Source organism: Methanothermobacter marburgensis str. Marburg (genome assembly GCF_000145295.1).
GTDB lineage: Archaea > Methanobacteriota > Methanobacteria > Methanobacteriales > Methanothermobacteraceae > Methanothermobacter > Methanothermobacter marburgensis.
The window spans coordinates 1,235,168-1,252,533 of the sequence record NC_014408.1; the positions used below are offsets into that span (position 1 = coordinate 1,235,168).

The following is a 17,366-nucleotide window of genomic DNA, read 5'->3' on the forward strand; positions in this document are numbered from 1 at the left end:
CTCCCCTTTTTTATTCGAAAAGAACCCTGGCCACCTCTGAACGTAGAGCCTTCCTGAAACGGGACATCCTGGCCTCTATTGTGTTGTTAACCTCTATCAGACCATCCTCTGTCCTTACCACTGCTCCTCCAATGGTTCTGATGCTGTCTCCAACCTTCAGGGTTGTTTTTTTGCCTGTTTCTGCTTCCACTTCAGCCGCGATTTTATCGAGTCCGAGGTCAAGGGACCTGTCGTCCTCCCTCATGCTGACAACCAGGTCACCGCCACCTATCTCAACGGCGGCCTCCTTTATCATGCCCCTGAGGGCGCTGACGTATTCCTCCTGGGAGGTGGATGCCAGGTTTTTAAGTTCCTCTTCCGCCTTTTTGAAGGCCTCCTGTATTACCTCTTCCCTTGCCTCCAGTTCTGCACGCCTTGCATTCATCTTGGCCTCTGAGATTATCTGCTGGTACCTCATGTCAGCCTGTTTTCTGGCTGACTCGAGTATGCGTTCACTGGCCATCCTGGCCCTTTTTTCACCTTCATCCACTATACCTGCAGCTTCATCTTCAGCTTCCCTGATTATGGCGTCCGCCTTTGCCTGAGCCTCTGACATTATACTGGAGACAATTTTTTCGGCTCCGGAGCTCATCTAATTAGCCTCCTAGTATTCCGCCGAAGACCATGAGAAGTATGGCGATCAGGAAACCATAGATGGCCTGTGTCTCTGAAAGGGCTGAGAATATAATACCCCTCGCAAACATGTCAGGGTCCTCAACAACTGCACCCACTGATGATGCTGATGTTATACCCTGACCCATACCTGAACCGAGACCTGCGAATCCTATGGCTGCACCTGCACCCACAGCCACAAGTCCTGCTGTTACATCCAGGCCCTTTCCTCCTCCAAGGAGCCCTGAGAACACCAGGAGAAGTATGGCGATCAGGAACCCGTAAATAGCCTGTGTCTCCGGGAGGGCTGAGAATATAATACCCCTCGCAAACATGTCGGAGTCCTCTGCAACTGCACCCACACTTCCTGCGGCTGCTATACCCTGACCTAATCCTGATCCAAGACCTGCGAATCCTACTGCAACTCCAGCACCTATTGCTGCTAAAGCAGTACCTAATGCTATTTCAACCATTCTATTTACCTCCTTATCTTAGTGAAGTTTCTTTCAGCACGAAATGCGTTGAACTTGTTTTTTCCGCCCAGATAGAACTGGGCAAAGAATTCCACATAATGCAGACGAAGTGAGTTTATGAAGGCACCAAGGCTCTGGAAGGCGTTGTTGGCAAGGTGCCCGAACACGAATATTATCGGGGCCAGAACGACTCCAATGACCGGTATCATCTCATAGCTCAGTCCTGTGAGGATGTTAACGGTCATCGCTATACCCCCTGTTGATAGACAGAGGGCCAGGAGCCTGGCATATGATAGGAGCGTACCCAGGAACCCTGATACATCCATGAGGCCAAAGAGGCCGTTGTAGTAGAGCAGCATTGCAGCTGCCAGGATTATCACTGGCGCCCCGAGGAACATTCCTCCGAAGATGTAGAGGATGATACCCAGTTCAAGTATCAGCCAGACTATCTGTGACCCGAGGGCCTCCCTCATGTTCCCGAGCCTTATGTTGTTCCTCGCCCCCAGGATTAAACCGAAGTTGATGTGGAGCACACCAACCGTGAGTGCCATTATGAGTATGTTCTGGGGGTTCACAAATGCGTCTATGGCCGGTATGACCGTTGGCAGCTGAATGTTCAGGAACCGTGGGAAGAAGTCCCCTATGAATCCATTGGTGACCATCCCGAGGATGAAGGCCCATACCCCACAGGACATCATGATTATACCGAAGTCCCTCATGAACCGGTTGACCTTACCAAGGCCGCGGTAGAGTATGAGTCCTATGAGTGCATCCAGTATACCGTACCCTGCATCTGTGAGACAGAACCCGAAGAAGAACGGGAACACAAAGGCCATGAAGATCGTCGGGTCGATCTCGTTGTACTTCAGTGGTGAGTACATCTCCACGAAGTTTTCGTAGGGTTTGGCGAATCTGGGGTTGTCCAGAAGCACCGGAACCTCCTCGGGGTTTGGTTCCTCGAGTTCAGTGACGCAGTGGCCCTCGGATGACTCCTCAACAACCTCGATGGCCCTATCGGCCTCCTTGAGGGGCACCCATGCCTCCAGCATCACTGTCTTCTCGGTTTCGCCGAAGAGTGAGAAAACCTCGTTTCGCTCCTTCTCGATTTCAAGCTGTTCCTTGAGGACAAGGAGTTCGTCCTCCCATTCACTGTTTATCTCCCTCAGCTTTGAGATGATCTCACTTCTTTCCCCCTCAATTTCCGCAATGCGTGTCTCTGAGGAGGATATGACCTCTGATGGTCTTCCGCTGAGTTCGCTGATCTCGAACCGCTCAAATTCCATTCTCCTGAGGAGTGAGGCCACACTGTCCCCATGTTTCCTGAGGGTTATTATTATTAAAATGCGCTCTGCCCTGGTTTCCCCCTCTGCATCGAAGAGTATCAGTTCATCTGTGATCTCTGAGAGTTTTTCCCGGATTTCATCCAGGTTTTCAGAGGGTATTCTCCCGGCGATTCCGGTTATGTACTTTGAAGCATGGAGATCGGCAAAATCAATATCAAATTCTTTCAGTTTCTCTGCAACTGTCAGGCTTGATTCGAGGCTTGCTTTTTCTGAATCAAGCTCATTCAATTTTTCCTCCATAACCCTGGTCTCTGATTCGACCTTTCCCAGGATTTCCTCAGCCCTTTCCAGGAGTGATTCTGTGTCCAGTTCCTCAACCTCCCTTTTATCAAAGACAGGGGGGTTGATGAACTCCTTCAGGGTATCCTTGAGGCCCTTCTCCTGGGCTGCCACTGAGCCAAGGAAGTCCAGGATACCGCTTGTCTTCATGAGGAGGGATGACACCCTTCCTGTGTATGGTGTTGCCCTCGATGGTTTAAGGATCTGGCGCCACTCTGCATCCTGCTGGATGCGCTCGGAGATGTCATCGATCTGGGTTATTCCCTCCTCATGCAAGGACCGAACCACTGAATCCGAGTACTGGTCCAGGGTTATGATCTTGAGTTTTCGCATCCTTGCCGGTAGAAACATGTTACTCACACTACAAGATACTTTTCACGATAATGCTGGCGGCCTCAGGGACTCTGCCCATTGCCGCTGATTTCATTGTCTCCACTTCACGCTTTGCCTTCCCTGAAATGCTGATGGCTTCCTTTCTGGCCCTTTCCTCTGCCTCCATTATGAGCTCATCGCCCTTCTCACTGGCCTCCCTTTCAGCATTTTCAAGGAGTTCGCTGGACCTGGTTCTGGCGTCATCGATTAGCTGGGATGATTTTTCTCTGGCCTCCTGAATTAACCTGTCAGCGTCATTTTCAGCCTTCTTTATGGTAGTGATAGCTTCCGATATGGTTGTCATGTAAATCACCCTATTAATGCAAAGGTCTATTTCGGGGTATATTTATCTTTTACTATTTTATTCCAGAGTTTATGATACTCAACTAAACCTATTCGGTGAACAAAGCCTTTTGAATCCCTCCCTTGGTTCAGTGAATCATATTATGAGACTTAAATTAATTTAATGGTATTATAAAGGTTATTATTTGCTATAAAATGATTTTATGCTGCCTGAAGGTTTCTGCTACTCAGGCATTGGTTCAAGGTCTGCGCCGGTAGAGAGGTTCTTCTCCTCCTCGCCGTCGTAGTGTATTTCTTCGATGTCGAAGAATTTCCTGAAGGCTGGTTCACGCACCTTTTCCTCGTATACGTGGGATATGAGGCCCGGGAGCCGTCCTATCATGAACACGCCCGCCCCTGTGCGCCAGTCAAAACCCATATCTGAGAGTATCCCTGCGTTGGCACCATCAACGTTCATCCTGACACCCTTACGCTCAAGTAGGATGTTCTGAACCTCAACCGCAAGCCTCGTGTGTGGGCCCACACAGTCGTACTCCTCTGCAAGGTCCAGGAGCCTGACAGCCCGGGGATCCGCATTATGATACCTGTGCCCGAAACCAGGCACCTTCCTGTTCCTCCGCAGATGATCATCCACCAGCCTCACAGCAGCCTCAGGAATCTCATCCTCAGACTCACACCCTGAAACAGTCTCCTGGAAAAGCTTCATGGACCTCTCAATGGCCCCGGCATGATTCTTACCAAAGGCAAGAAGACCACCAGCAATACAGGCATGCACCGGGGACCCGGCAGAGGCAATCATACGGGCAGCCTGAGTACTGGGCGGGGTCACACCATGATCACAGAAGGACACCAGGACAGCCTCCAGCATCCTCGCAACATTACCCGGCGGAAGCTCACCCCGAATCAACAGGTAAACCATCTCAGAAAAAGAAACACCACCAATCAAATCCTCCTGAGAATAACCCCTGGTAACAATCCGATTGGGCTCAACCCTCGTAATGGAAGTCCTCCACTTCGGGGAACCCATCCTGAATACATTTTCAAGTGAATCCTTTCCTATAGCCATTCCTTCACCTCAGAGATCTACAGTTTTATGGTTGCCCTTCTCGGCTCCACACAGCATGCCAGCCTCATTGAGACTATTCTGACGCCGCTGGCCCTCTGAGGCCCCACATTCACCAGGGAACCAAGGGCTGTTGTGGATCCCCCAAGACCCAGGGGTCCTGTTCCGGTACTGTTAAGGGATTCTGTAATGTAATCCTCAATTTCAGACTGCTCATCAAGGCTTCCAGTGGCCATTGCCCTGAGCATAAGGCTCGTGGCCTCAAAATGAGTTCTCCCAATACCTATAACAGGTATGCACGGGGTGCATCCAAGTAAAGGGACCTCTGTTTTCATCCATGTCAGAACTTCCTCAAATACTTTTCTATAGCTGTGTCTGTGAAAAACCCTTCTGGTCCTTGCCCTTATCTCGGGGCCGCCCCCAAGGAGGAGAACATGGATTCTGACCTCGTCTCCCGGGACTGATTCAACAAGGAAGGGTGCCGGCTGAAGTTTTGACGGGTCACTGTAGAGGCCCCGGCTCTGCTCTATCCTCTCAATCTCATCGCCACGCACCGCCATGGGTCTTCCTGGAAGTTTAAGGAGGCCCTCAGCAATCCCCCTCCTTATGAGGTTGAAGAAGCCGCCCGGGAGGAGGGCGTCTTCACCCACCTCAACGATGACGTGGGGTATCCCTGTGTCATCACAGAGGGGTCTGCCGCTTTCTTCGGCTATCCTGGCGTTTTTAATGAGAAGTTCAAGGATCCATGCTGCCTTTTCATCCTCTTCCCTCGCAAGGGCCCGCTTATATGCCCGCATAACATCCGGTGGTGTGGTTGTACCTGCCCTTACAAGGGCATCCCTCACCCGTGCTGCTATATCCAATCTACCTTCCCCCCACAGGTACCGCGAGGTCCTTCCCGGATGAGAACACAGCCTCAGGGTAGTAACGCTCTATCATGTCCCTCACAAGCACAACCTGCCTTATCCTCTCACGGGCCTGTGACTCTGTGGTGTCCCATCCATGGTGTCCCGCCACAGATCCCCCTGTTTTGAGGTAAACCGGGGATGCATACCTTATTATATCAGGGACCTCGTAGTGCCTTATGAATCCACCGGATGACTTGGGGTTCTCTGTGTGGACATCGATGGAAATGTCAATGGCCTCCCTTATTGCTGCAAGCATGGGTATCTGGAGGTCCCTCACAGGGTTGAGGGAATCGGCGCCTATATCCTGAAGGAGCCGTGCTGATGCAGGGTTACCGTGCCCGCAGTGGGCTGAGACCTTGAAGTGGAGGTCCGCAGGTATTTCACCGTCGCCTCGCATCCTCCCAAGAACCCAGAGGAGTCCCTCGTCGTAGACCACTATGCCCCTCACACCGAGTTCAGCAGCCCTCCGAACATCCTCAACCGCATAAACCAGGTTGTCGTATCCCCTGAGCCTGTAACCTATCCTTGAACCCTCGGGTGTCCTTGCAGATGCACTTGTATCATAGGTTGCTCTGGGACCCACACTCAGGAAGAGTTCTATGTCTGCTTCACGGGCCAGTTCAGCCATCTCCTCAATCTCACCGTCGGTGAGGAGCATTATACCCTTCGTCTGGGTTACCCTGTGGACCCTGACGTCATGTTCTTCCATGGCATCCAGGAGGGCCCTCATGGCCCCGGGTCTCTGTATCCCGGGGACCTCAAAGCGGTACTGTCCGCCGTCACTGAATCTCTTCTCTGATTCACCTTCGGGGACTCCTATTCCGATTCTATCAAGGTATCTGCGGGTTTTTTCCAAACTTTTCACCTCCAGTTTTAATTATGCCCTTTAATCAGTAGCCCAGAGGAGTGTTCTGAGCATATCTCAATCAAGCCAGTATCAGGCAAGAGCTCCGCCCAATGTATCAGTCAAGGATCTCAGAGATTATCTCGGAGATACTCTCTGACCATGCCTCCCTCAGGATATCCAGTTTATCTATCCTGTAATCCGGGTTCAGGAGTGTGAACTTCTCAAGGATGTCCTCCCAGGTGTAGGGGTCCTCTGGCTCCCCTGATGGGAGTTCTCTGAAGGCTGTGTGGACACTGCCATCCCTCAGTCTCACTGTAACACGTGCAGGTCTCCTGTTCTTCATTTCCTGCATCTCTGGGTCTACCATTATTCTGATCTTTGATGCGGTCTCCATGACATCAGGGGCCATCTCAAGGTCCTCAACCCTAAGATCCCCTTTCTCAAGGATTATGGCCAGTGAAACAGGCAAGCTCTGCCTCACCGCCTCAACCGTTCCCGGGGAATAGCTGTTGTGTTCTGCTGCAATATCATATGTCTCCACGAGGACCTCATCTATCTCTGATGCGGAGAATCTGGTCATTCCAAGTATTTCAAGGGCGCAGTCAAGGGTGGAGTGAAGGTGCCTGCAGACAGGGTACCTCTTGAGGTAAACGTCTCCTATGTGAAATACACCAGTTTCAGGTACCTCTGATGGGGGCTGGCACATTGCATTGAGGAACCCCTCCTTTCCCTCAATTATGGACTCTGCCCCTGTGAAACCCTCCAGTGCAAGCTTTGCAGATATGAGTCCTGACTGGGCCGCCCTCCCGGCGTGCAGGTGCTTGCCCATTGAGCCGGCATGGTCTGATTCAAGGAGTCCTGCTGCCTGGGTCCCTGCAAGTCCCAGTGCATTGACTGTCTCCTCACAGTCAAGGCCCATTACGCTGGCTGCGGCTGCGGCGGCCCCAAATGTGCCACAGGTACCTGTGGTGTGGAAGCCCCTCTTCCTGTGGCCGGGGTTTGCGAGGAGGCCCATGAAGATGGCCACCTCATAACCTGCCACAACCCCTGCTATGAACTCCCTGAACTCTGCATCCAGGGCCTCTGCAGCTGCGAGGGCCGCGGGGATCACGCATGCACCTGGATGCATCTGGGCCCCCCTGTGGCCGTCATCAAGGTCAAGGTTATGGGCAAATATGCCATTGAGAAGCGCCGCCCTTTCATCAGAGCCCCTTCCATGGCCTATGACCGTCGAATTTCCCTCACCGGTGCCCAGTGCCCTGAGTGCCAAAAGACCGCTCCTCTCCCCTGAACCCCTGAGTGAGACGCCCAGAAAGTCCAGGACGCATATCTCTGCCCTTTCAATGATCTCAGGAGGGAGGTCCCTGTATGAGAGTGATGATACAAATTCTGCAAGCCTTCCTGTCATCATTGATGCTACTATGTTGCCTTTAAATATAACAGTGATTGTTATAAAGTTTCCCATTTTTTATTAATTCAGAGGGATAACAGCCCCCAGAAATTCCCATCCTCTACCTAAACCCCTCAGAAGGGTAACAGCCACCAGAAATTCCCATCCTCACAAGCTGCTTTGATAGGTGTCTTCTGGCGCAGGTGGGGACCTCATAGTAGCCCTCCCTCAGTGGCCTCTCAAGTACCCTCTTAACCTTTCTGGAATTTCTTACCCTCCGCCCGCATGAGGGACACTTGAACCCCTTATTCCTGCCTGCGGATTTCATTCGCCTGCCACATGTACAGAGGGGATTTTCCTCTACGTAGAGTTCAGCGGCCCTCTCAAGGTGTATCTTTTCAATGTTAAGTGTCCCCTGGGCCCCGATACCCCCATAAACGGTGACCCTGTCCCCGGGTATGAGTTCAAGGATGACCTTCCTGAAGTCCTTTGTTGGCTCATAGGCACCGCATTCGATTTTGCCGGAGTCGTCGCCAAGGGTGAAGAATACGTGGCCCCCCTCAATCACCCTTGGGCTGTCAAGCACCTCACCGCTGATGCGGTAGCAGCCGAATGTCTCCATCTCAGCTATGCTGCCTGCATCCTGAATGTGCTGGTCTGTGTGCTGGTTTGTCTCGAAGATGCAGAACCTCTCTATCTCCTCATAGACACGAACCATCTCCATGGCCCTCAGGAGAACCTCAGGGGATTCGCCGCGTATACCATAGAGTATTGGGCAGGGTGTATGGGGCTCTATTGCAATGTAGTCACCATCAACGTTGTCAAAGGTCTCACCGCCTGTTTCAGCGTCCATGAGCCTCACAGATTCAGGGTCTATCTGGCGGGGTTTTCCGTAGTTCTCAGGGACCCTGTAGGTGAGAAGTTCATATGTCCTGTCCTCAAGGGGGCAGCCGATGGCTGCAAGGGCCCCTATGACCCCCCTCCCCCTTTTGAATCCATGAACCTCTGCCCCCACCTCCTCTGCAACCCTCCTGGCATCTTCAATTTTGAGTATTCTCCTTATGGCTGATATGGCAAATTCCCTCATGGAATCTGTGATCTCACCGGTATAGAAGACCACCCCAGGGTTTGTCCTCTCATTATCAAGCTCCGCGAGTTCCTCAACACTGCGAATGACGATATCCCTGATATCATCCATTTCATCCTCTGATTCGGCCCTCACGGTGAATGCCACCGCACCGTTACCCCGGGTCTTGTGGGGTGCAAAGGGGTTAAGTCTTATGAGCCGCGGGTAACCCTCAGTGGTGAAACCGCAACTTTTAAGTTCATGGATTATAAAGCATGATATATAGGTTGTGCACATCCCATCGGGGGAATCGGTATCATCTATACCCACATGAATTCTGTACATTAAATCACCCGGTGATCCAGTTGGATAAATCTGTTAAAAGGGAAGATGTATTAAGGGTGATACATGAACTTCTTATCAGCAACGGATTTGAAACATCCCACATATATGAGAGGAGCTGCTTTGACCTCATGGCCAGGAGGAAGCTCCTTCTACTTCTGCTTAAGGTCCTTGTGAACATTGATGGTATAAATAGTTTGCAGGCCCATGAGATAAAAACCCTTGCACACACGTTCCTGGCATCACCACTTCTCATCGGTATAAGGTCAAAGACAGAGTACCTTGAGGAGGATGTTGTCTATGAGAGGCACGGTATTCCGGTCATTGCCCCTGAAACCTTCAGGAACATGGTGGTTGATGGGGAGTACCCTGAGGTTATAGCTGACCGGGGCGGTTACTATGTGCAGATAGACGGAAGAACCCTAAGGGAGGTCCGTGAGGAATACAACCTCTCACTCAAGGACCTTGCAGACCTTGCCCACGTATCCCGCAAGACCATCTACAAGTATGAGAATGGGCTTGCAAGGGCCTCGCCTGAAACAGCCATGAAACTCGAGGAGATACTCAACATAAGGATAACACTCTCAATTGACATCTTAAGTGTCCCTGAGAGGGATGAAGTTGAAATAAGGCCCAGGGGAAGGCTGGGTGATATTGGGTTTGGAATGATTGAAACCCAGAGGACACCCTTTGATGCCGTTGCAAAGGAACTGAAATTTGAGAGTACCGTCATAACGGACCTTGAGAAGGGGAGGGATTCAAGGACCCTCAGGAGGATGGCTGTGCCGCTGCGGGACCTGTCACTTGTAAGCGGTTCAGAATCCGTTTTTATAATTGACAATCCCCGTATAAGTGAGAACCTGGATGGCGTGCCTGTTATCAAGAGCTGGGAGATAGGTGAAATGGAGAGCAGCAGGGACTTCCTGAAGGTGATAGCGGAAAGGAAGACCTGCAGCTGAACCCTACTATCATCAGCTTTCAGTAGTAATCCCACACCGTGACCTTCCAGTCCCTGATTTCGCTTGCATAAACCGCGATGCAGTATTCACCAGGGCCTCCCTCAACCTCAAGTATCCTCTTTTTCCTTGCAGATGACTCAGTGGCTCCCCAGTCCACGGTATCAGTGGCAACGGTGTATCCATCCCTGAGGACATCCACGGTGATGCTGTTCACATCGTAATTCACCAGAGGAGCCGCTGAAAAAACAACTCGTAGCCTGTTGCCCATGATGTTAATGTAGCGGTAATCCGATTCGGACCCTGTGAATGTCATGACCCTGTGCCAGCCGGGGCCTGAGGAGCCCCACCTTCTGTATCGCCGGTGATGGTCATATTGTAGTACTGATCCCCGCCGCGGGGTGACTTGAGGAACATGCCTGAGATAAAGCCCAGGGCCCCTATTAGAATAAAACAGATTACAACAAGCACCTTTGTCGCAGTATCCATAACCACACCCCATAAACTGACATGAGGGGAGTTTATTCATGAACAATGGAATGTGTCCTTTAACATGTTAAATGTTAAAGCATTAACCTCTATTTTACGATTTCATTCCTATAGAAAATATTAAATATGATGATGGGTGGGGGAGGTTATGCTCCAGAGGCAAGATCATAACCTGAAGAGTTCCCCGAATGTCTCCTTCACTTCAATAGCAGATGCCGCGCCCACAGTGACCATGTCAACGTAGTCAGCACCCCCAAGGAATTTAAAGGCCTCCCCAGGTGAGAGTATCCCAGCTGCAAGTACCTTCTCGGCAACAACAACCTTTCCAAGTTCAAGGAGCAGATCCCTGAGTTTTGCCCGTTCCTCCTCAAGGAAAACCGGGAAATCCATCATATAACCCAGCCTGTTGAGGGGTATCATGTAAAGCTGGAAGTTATCAACCCCCTCATCAATGAGCCGCCTGGTGGTGGCCCCAGGCATTGTGGTTATGAGGCCGGATATGACCTCAATTTCATCAAGGATCCCGGCCACCTCAACGGCTGGTAGAAGATCCGTGTAGTGCTCATCAAGAAGAACCGCCACCGCACCAAGATCCATGAGGGTCCCGAGGTCCTCCTCAAGGCGCCCCTCCCGAACTGTGCCCATGAGTCTGAAACTGCACCCGGCATCAACTGCCATTTCAAGTGCCTCAAGCACAGAGCCCTCAGGAATGATCTGAAATCCCCTCACACCCGCGTCATATGCCCCCATGAGCACCTCCGCAATGTTTTCAGGTCTCCTTTTGAGGTCCATCTCATACAGCCGTGAGCGGTGCCCAAAGTAGGGTGCCGCGGTGAACGGTGCGCTTCCCAGGAATGCCTCCGGGAGCTCAACTCCATCAACAGTAACTGAACCAGTGAACATCACATCTTCCTCCATGACACCAATAATTATAATATACCCTACCTCTATAGATTCCTCTATCATTCTATAAAGATCTTCATTGTGATAAGTGTGGTGAAATTATGCCAGAGATGAAAGTGCTTATTGCTGATTCCATCAACGAAAAGGGAATATCTGAACTTGAAGAGGTGGCGGAGGTTGTGGTTAACACAACCATAACACCCGAGGAGCTCCTTGAGGCCATAAAGGACTTCGATGCCATAGTTGTCAGGAGCCGGACCAAGGTCACTAGGGAAGTCATAGAGGCAGCCCCCCGCCTCAAGATAATCGCAAGGGCGGGTGTGGGCGTTGACAACGTGGATGTTAAGGCCGCCACAGAGAGGGGTATAATGGTCATAAACGCCCCGGAGTCAACATCCATAACAGTTGCCGAACATTCAATAGGCCTCATGCTGGCCCTCGCAAGGAAGATCTCCCTTGCAGATAAATCAGTCAAGGAGGGTAAATGGGAGAAGAACAGGTTCATGGGTATAGAGCTAAACGGCAAAACCCTCGGTATAATAGGTATGGGCCGTATAGGTTCACAGGTTGTTGTGAGGACAAAGGCCTTCGGAATGGACATACTGGTATATGACCCCTATATAAGCAGGGAGGCCGCCGAGGAGATGGGTGTGACCGTCACAGACCTTGAAACACTCCTAAGGGAATCCGACATTGTGACCATACACGTACCCCTCACCCCTGAGACAAAACACCTCATCTCAGAGGATGAATTCAAACTGATGAAGGAAACCGCATTCATAGTTAACTGTGCCCGTGGAGGTATAATCGACGAGGAAGCCCTCTACAGGGCCCTCAGGGATGGTGAAATAGCAGGGGCGGCCCTCGACGTATTCGAGGAGGAGCCCCCGGAGGGCAGTTCACTGCTTGAACTTGAGAACGTTGTTCTCACACCACATATAGGTGCCTCAACAGCTGAGGCCCAGAGGGACGCCGCAATAATAGTTGCAAATGAGATAAAAACAGTCTTTCAGGGGGGTTCACCCAGGAACGTCCTTAACATGCCAGTGATGGACCAGGAAACCTACAAGTCCCTCAGACCCTACACCGAGATCGCAGAGAAACTGGGCAGCATCATCACACAGGCCCTCCCGGGCAACATAGAGAAACTGGATGTCACCTACTGCGGTGAACTTGCAGATATGCAGTTCGATATCCTCACAAGGACCATGCTGCAGGCCATCCTCAACCCCATACTCACAGAACCTGTGAACCTCATAAATGCACCGGCAATTGCAAAGAAGAGGGGTATCGTGGTTACAGAGGCCCGCAGGTCAGAGGCTGACGGCTACAGGTCCATCATAATGGTAAGGGCTGTTTCTGACAGGGGAGAGTTCAGCGTGGATGCCACCCATATCAAGGAGCCCACAATAATCGGTATCAACGGCTACAGGGTGGATGTGAAGCCAGAGGGGACAATGATAATAGCACGCTACAGGGACCTCCCCGGTACCATAGGGGCCATCGGCACCAAGCTGGGCGAGCACCAGATAAACATAGCCACCATGCAGGTGGGAAGGAAGGAGATCGGTGGCGAGGCCGTCATGGTCCTCAAGGTTGACCAGAGTGTCCCCTCTGAGGTCATAGACGAGGTCAAGAAGCTTGATAACGTGGACGATGCTGTTGCAATAGAAATATAAGTCTACCAACAATTAGACCCCTAAAAAATCCCTTTATTTATTTTATAGCTAGACCCAATAATCCCAGAAAAAACATCCCTTTTTAAACAACCTCAAACCCCACAGGCACACCCTGCCTTGTATAGGCTGCGATTGTTTCCACAGTGTAGGGGTGTGCTATTATCATGTGGAAAAGACCATTCTTTGAGAAGAACTGCATATCAGCACCCGATGGTAAATTGCTGGGGCCAGGATGGGAGTGCACCGACCCCACAGTACCTGTAAATGGTGGGAGCATCAGAACATCCATAACAGCCCCCTCATCAGAGGTCCTTGATGGCAGGAATATAAGGCCAGTGATGTGAAGGGCATCACCCTCCTGTTTTCCCTCAAGGAGCGCCACAAATTCATGGGGATGTGACCTTCTTGCGATCTCCAGGGCCTCCTCAATGACATCGGAATCAATCAGCACCCTCCTTACCGGTTTTACACCCATAAAATCAAGGATCCTTTCAATTAAACCCATTCTATCAGGCGCTCTCTGATCCATTGTGTTCCTTAAAACCCTGAAGTCCCTCAAAAAATCCTTCTGTAAAGAGGGGAAGTTCCATGTCAACCTTCACCCTCATCCTCACCGCAGAGACCACCCTCTCAGTAAGGGGATTGTAGCCCCTCACCTTCACCGGAGCCCTGTAGACCCCGATACCCCTCCGCTGCCATGCAGGCACCTCTGAGATGTTCAAACCCCTCTCAAAGAGCAGCTCATGGAGGGAATCCGATTTCATCCCATTAAGGGTTCTCGCGGCATCATCTCTATCCATTTCATCCCTCAGTGTCCAGTATGCATAGCTGTTGAGGCAGTTCCTCCAGGCCTCATCCTGCCTTGACCTGAAGTACTCCCAGACCACCTCCCTACCGAGCGGTATAACTCTACAATCAAATGAAACAGGTTTATCAAGTGATAAACCCCTACTGACGGCCCCAATTGTGAATGATGATGATGCAAAAGCCGGGAAAACCGAGTCAAGCTTTTCAACCCTTCCTGAGAATGGGACAGAATCAAGGAGTACATTGATCTCATCAGAGAACGTGTATATGAATGATGGGCTGAACTCATTCATGATCTCAAGGCACGCTGAAACCATGATGTCACGGAAGACATCATCATAAGGCCTCCTAAATCCTGCCTTTGCTGTTAGCCTGTGAAAACCCCTCCCATCAAGCCTCAGTACTATGCGGGAGGACGGTGGCACCCTGAGGTTTGAATAGACTTCATGTTCTCGCATCATACCATCAGGTTCCAATGTGCATGTTCTCACTGAGGGATTTAAGGAGTCTTATGGCAGAATATGCGGCCATCACACTTGTCTTGGGATTTATGGAACACCTGACATTCTCTGTTATAGTCTTGAACTCCCCGAAGTCCCCCTTAACGGTCACCTCATGTACGTTACGGTCAACTGCAGGGTCCGCTATTATCTCAACATCAATATCCCTTCCGCAGGCGAGACTGAGGGCTGCGGCCACATTTATGTTGAGGGGGAACCTCTTAACCGCCTCCGATGCCTTACCAGTGTAGAGGACCTTCTTCTCATCCATGCTGATGCCCAGGGACCTTGGGGGTTTCCTTGTAACAAGTTTAACTGACCTTATACTGCCCATGGATGCCGCCTTCAGGCCATCAAGACCCACTATGGCCCCTGAGGGTACATGTATCTCGGCATTATTCTCTGAGGCCTTCTTCTCAAGCAGGCTCCTTAATTCAGGGTCCATAAGGGCGCCGACACTCATAACGACCACGTCCCTACCGGCCTCAAGTATCCCGGGGACCAGTTCCCTTACAGCCTCAGGTGATGCGGCCTCCACCACAAGGTCAACGTGGGGGAGCATGTCGGTAACATCAAGGACCGCGGTCCCGTCCACCATGGATGCCAGGTTTTCTGCCCTCTCAAGGTCCCTGTCATAGAAGAATCCCAGTTCAACGGGTACCTTGCCGTCCCTCACGAAACCCGTTATAAGGTTGGCTATTGCTCCGCAGCCCACTATACCCACGATCATGTCATCACACAGAAAAAATCAGGATTCAATGGGGTTTACCTTTTTCTCCACTGAAACATCAGGGGATATTATGAGTATATCTCCAACCGCCTGGACACGTTCATAGTTTATGTCGATTATGCCCTCCTCCTGTATGGGTCGTATCTCATCTGATTCAGGGACTATCCTTATGCTGGTTTTGAGGACATCCTTTATACCCACATTCTTCTTATCGTGTCTCAGTGGACGGACCTTCAGTGTTGAGACACGTCCCTTCTTGATGTTGAGGACAACGTCCTGAACCCTTCCAACGTACTTACCCCTTGAGGTGTATATTTCAAGTCCATATAGACTGGATAATTCAACCATTTTTCCACCACCGGACAGTTAAACATGTAGCGCTGCTGCATAACCCTACTGTTGGTTAATATTATTGTTTATAGCTTAAATAGTTATAGGGAAATAACAGATTACTGCAGTGGCCGGAAGAAAAAGGCTGTTACTGGAATTAAAAATGATTCTGGATTGTGATTGAAATGTGGGACACCAGTAAGGATTATAGGCTCATGGTTGCAGTTAAGGCAGTTGACCTCTTCAGGAGGGCCCTTGAGGCAGGTGGTTTCAGGGGCCAGTGGAAGAAGAAACCCGCCATCCAGGCCGCCTCTGAAATTGAGAGGGCGCTGCAGAGCCTCATATATTCATACCTTGAACCTGAGGACCTTGCAGCAAGTCCTGAGATGATAGGTATTGATGAAAAACTCAAGGAGATAGTTGATGCCCTGGGGGGTGAGGACTGGAGCCGTAAATTCCTTGATGAGGCCTCAAGGGATGAGAGGGAAAGGGTCGAGGAGAACATAGCAAAGGTGAAGTTCTTCCTGAACACCATTGGAAACCTCAGGGGTCGGCTGATGCTTGGGAAGATAGCAGACCCTGTTATTGCAGTTGATATAGTTGCAGGTGAGGTTATGAGTGTTGGGGGGCACCCTTCTGCAGATAAACTTCAGATCTGCAATGTCAATGTGGGTGGGAGGTCCCTAAAGGTTGTTACAAATGACCCTGATGTAAGGGAGAACGACAGGGTGGCCGTGGCCCTTTTGCCGCCCCAGAACTTCATGGGTGTTGTGAGTGAAGGAATGTTCCTTGGTGCCGACGGTGTTCTGAGGGACGTTGAAGGAAACCCTGGTGAAATGCCAAGAGGGATACCCCTTGAGGCCCTAAACGAGACAAGGAACCTGGTCGAGGATTTCCTGGCTGGTTAAACCCTCCATGGCTCCCTGAGAATCGCCCTGCACACTTCATTGCTGCAGCTTCCACAGTCCCTTGGGAGACTGCATCCTGCTTTTCTCAGACGCTCTTCAAGATTTAATTCTGATAAGGGGTAGTAGCCTGAATAATCAACCCTTTCAAGACCCTCTGCCCTGCAATCATCCACTAGCTTCTCCATCAGTTTTCTGTCAGGTCCCCTGTGGTAGTAAAGAAGGAAGTTCGGTCTGAAACCTATTAGGCGGTAGGGGATCTCGGGATTTATTTCTGCAATGAATGATGCTATTTCCCTTATCTCATGGTGGTTTATGCCGGGTATCACGACCGTCCTGAAAACCCTTATCTTTTCAGGAAATTTCTCTGCAAGGTAGGTTGCGTTGCGGAGTACAGAAGCCACGGGTGCCCCTGTCAGGTTTCTGTGGAGTTCATCTGAAAGGGCCTTTATCTCAAAACTGAAGAGTGAAGTGAACCGTATGATGCGCTTTAAGGTCTCAGGCGTCTGGAATCCATTTGTTGCCAGTATGACATCAACATTCCTTTCCTCTTTTATTTCATGCAGCATACTTTCTATGTAGGGTGTGTGTATTGTGGGTTCACCTCCAGTGAAGCTCAGATTTGATATGTCATGTGATTCAAGTTCCCTGAGGACTTCTAACGCCAGCTCCTCGGGTTTTATATGACCCCTGTAAACCCACCCTGAATCAGGGTACTGTGATATTCTGTAGGCATTGCAGTAGGCACACCTGAAGGGGCATGATAGAAAGGTTACCGAGTAACTTTCCAGAACATCTGTAATTGATGTGTAGGCGATTTCAGTCTCCGCAGCCCCGCAAACGCCCCTCTCACCAGCGGAACGGTTTGCCCCGCACCTCCATTCACATAGCCTGCAGTTCATGAGTTCGTCCATAAAAATAGTTATATAAAAACCTGTTAATACATTTTCCAAAAAATGTAAAAATAAGTATCAGGTTATCTGCCAGTAGCTGCTGGTCCTCTTAACGTAGCTGTAGGTCCAGTAGTACC

At 50.6% G+C, this 17,366-nt stretch carries 20 protein-coding genes; 3 read left to right on the plus strand and 17 right to left on the minus strand.

Features of this window, described 5'->3' with window-relative positions; genetic code table 11:
* Window positions 1-10: 10 nt before the first annotated feature.
* The 9 genes from MTBMA_RS06560 to MTBMA_RS06600 form a co-directional block, all read right to left on the minus strand.
* Window positions 11-631: a V-type proton ATPase subunit E gene (locus MTBMA_RS06560; RefSeq protein ID WP_010876589.1), complete on the minus strand. Its 621-nt coding sequence runs from the start codon at window positions 629-631 to the stop codon at window positions 11-13.
* A gap of 4 nt (window positions 632-635) precedes the next feature.
* The gene (locus tag MTBMA_RS06565) at window positions 636-1,124 is read right to left on the minus strand and encodes an ATP synthase subunit K (protein ID WP_013296144.1); all 489 of its coding nucleotides are present in this window, start codon (window positions 1,122-1,124) and stop codon (window positions 636-638) included.
* Window positions 1,125-1,129: 5 nt separating this feature from the next.
* Window positions 1,130-3,097 (minus strand): V-type ATP synthase subunit I, encoded by a 1,968-nt coding sequence (locus MTBMA_RS06570; protein ID WP_013296145.1) that lies wholly within the window; start codon window positions 3,095-3,097, stop codon window positions 1,130-1,132.
* A 10-nt stretch (window positions 3,098-3,107) separates the two neighbouring features.
* Entirely contained in the window at window positions 3,108-3,422 is a 315-nt protein-coding gene (gene ahaH / locus MTBMA_RS06575) for an ATP synthase archaeal subunit H (RefSeq protein WP_013296146.1), read from the minus strand.
* A gap of 222 nt (window positions 3,423-3,644) precedes the next feature.
* Window positions 3,645-4,487, minus strand: a complete 843-nt coding sequence (locus MTBMA_RS06580) for a citryl-CoA lyase (protein WP_013296147.1) — start codon at window positions 4,485-4,487, stop codon at window positions 3,645-3,647.
* 17 nt (window positions 4,488-4,504) lie between these two features.
* The gene (locus MTBMA_RS06585) at window positions 4,505-5,347 is read right to left on the minus strand and encodes a fumarate hydratase (protein WP_013296148.1); all 843 of its coding nucleotides are present in this window, start codon (window positions 5,345-5,347) and stop codon (window positions 4,505-4,507) included.
* Window position 5,348: 1 nt separating this feature from the next.
* Entirely contained in the window at window positions 5,349-6,248 is a 900-nt protein-coding gene (locus MTBMA_RS06590) for a U32 family peptidase (RefSeq protein ID WP_013296149.1), read from the minus strand.
* Between the two features lie 106 nt (window positions 6,249-6,354).
* Window positions 6,355-7,650: an MmgE/PrpD family protein gene (locus tag MTBMA_RS06595; protein WP_238523358.1), complete on the minus strand. Its 1,296-nt coding sequence runs from the start codon at window positions 7,648-7,650 to the stop codon at window positions 6,355-6,357.
* A 100-nt stretch (window positions 7,651-7,750) separates the two neighbouring features.
* The gene (locus tag MTBMA_RS06600; RefSeq protein WP_013296151.1) at window positions 7,751-9,040 is read right to left on the minus strand and encodes a tRNA(Ile)(2)-agmatinylcytidine synthase; all 1,290 of its coding nucleotides are present in this window, start codon (window positions 9,038-9,040) and stop codon (window positions 7,751-7,753) included.
* Between the two features lie 20 nt (window positions 9,041-9,060).
* Here MTBMA_RS06600 and MTBMA_RS06605 point away from each other — a divergent pair, with 20 nt between their 5' ends.
* Complete coding sequence (locus MTBMA_RS06605; RefSeq protein WP_013296152.1) at window positions 9,061-9,996, plus strand: transcriptional regulator; 936 nt, start codon at window positions 9,061-9,063, stop codon at window positions 9,994-9,996.
* A gap of 19 nt (window positions 9,997-10,015) precedes the next feature.
* Here the strand turns inward: MTBMA_RS06605 and MTBMA_RS06610 are convergent, their stop codons facing one another.
* The 3 genes from MTBMA_RS06610 to MTBMA_RS06615 form a co-directional block, all read right to left on the minus strand.
* Window positions 10,016-10,309: a hypothetical protein gene (locus MTBMA_RS06610; protein WP_048901223.1), complete on the minus strand. Its 294-nt coding sequence runs from the start codon at window positions 10,307-10,309 to the stop codon at window positions 10,016-10,018.
* Complete coding sequence (locus MTBMA_RS09090; protein ID WP_171770398.1) at window positions 10,306-10,482, minus strand: hypothetical protein; 177 nt, start codon at window positions 10,480-10,482, stop codon at window positions 10,306-10,308. Before MTBMA_RS09090 ends, MTBMA_RS06610 begins: the two co-directional genes overlap by 4 nt.
* Before the next feature lie 165 nt (window positions 10,483-10,647).
* Window positions 10,648-11,448: a hypothetical protein gene (locus tag MTBMA_RS06615; protein WP_193763085.1), complete on the minus strand. Its 801-nt coding sequence runs from the start codon at window positions 11,446-11,448 to the stop codon at window positions 10,648-10,650.
* Window positions 11,449-11,495: 47 nt separating this feature from the next.
* On the opposite strand from MTBMA_RS06615, the gene serA reads away from it, so the two are divergent.
* A complete protein-coding gene (gene serA, locus MTBMA_RS06620; protein ID WP_048901300.1) occupies window positions 11,496-13,064 on the plus strand; it encodes a phosphoglycerate dehydrogenase in 1,569 nt (522 codons plus the stop codon).
* A gap of 82 nt (window positions 13,065-13,146) precedes the next feature.
* Here serA and MTBMA_RS06625 read toward each other — a convergent pair whose 3' ends face one another.
* The 4 genes from MTBMA_RS06625 to MTBMA_RS06640 are packed head-to-tail and all read right to left on the minus strand — an operon-like array spanning window position 13,147 to window position 15,449.
* Window positions 13,147-13,593 carry a Mov34/MPN/PAD-1 family protein gene (locus MTBMA_RS06625; RefSeq protein ID WP_238523359.1) on the minus strand — a complete coding sequence of 149 codons (447 nt, stop codon included), beginning with the start codon at window positions 13,591-13,593 and terminating at the stop codon, window positions 13,147-13,149.
* A complete protein-coding gene (locus MTBMA_RS06630) occupies window positions 13,574-14,329 on the minus strand; it encodes a tRNA(His) guanylyltransferase Thg1 family protein (RefSeq protein WP_013296157.1) in 756 nt (251 codons plus the stop codon). The genes MTBMA_RS06625 and MTBMA_RS06630 overlap by 20 nt, the downstream gene beginning before the upstream one ends.
* Window positions 14,330-14,336: 7 nt before the next feature.
* Window positions 14,337-15,101 (minus strand): aspartate dehydrogenase, encoded by a 765-nt coding sequence (locus MTBMA_RS06635; RefSeq protein WP_013296158.1) that lies wholly within the window; start codon window positions 15,099-15,101, stop codon window positions 14,337-14,339.
* A gap of 18 nt (window positions 15,102-15,119) precedes the next feature.
* Complete coding sequence (locus tag MTBMA_RS06640) at window positions 15,120-15,449, minus strand: PRC-barrel domain-containing protein (protein ID WP_013296159.1); 330 nt, start codon at window positions 15,447-15,449, stop codon at window positions 15,120-15,122.
* Window positions 15,450-15,616: 167 nt separating this feature from the next.
* Here MTBMA_RS06640 and MTBMA_RS06645 point away from each other — a divergent pair, with 167 nt between their 5' ends.
* Window positions 15,617-16,339: a tRNA-binding protein gene (locus tag MTBMA_RS06645; RefSeq protein ID WP_013296160.1), complete on the plus strand. Its 723-nt coding sequence runs from the start codon at window positions 15,617-15,619 to the stop codon at window positions 16,337-16,339.
* Here MTBMA_RS06645 and MTBMA_RS06650 read toward each other — a convergent pair.
* Window positions 16,336-17,250: a radical SAM protein gene (locus MTBMA_RS06650; protein ID WP_013296161.1), complete on the minus strand. Its 915-nt coding sequence runs from the start codon at window positions 17,248-17,250 to the stop codon at window positions 16,336-16,338. The genes MTBMA_RS06645 and MTBMA_RS06650 overlap by 4 nt on opposite strands.
* Window positions 17,251-17,366: the final 116 nt, after the last annotated feature.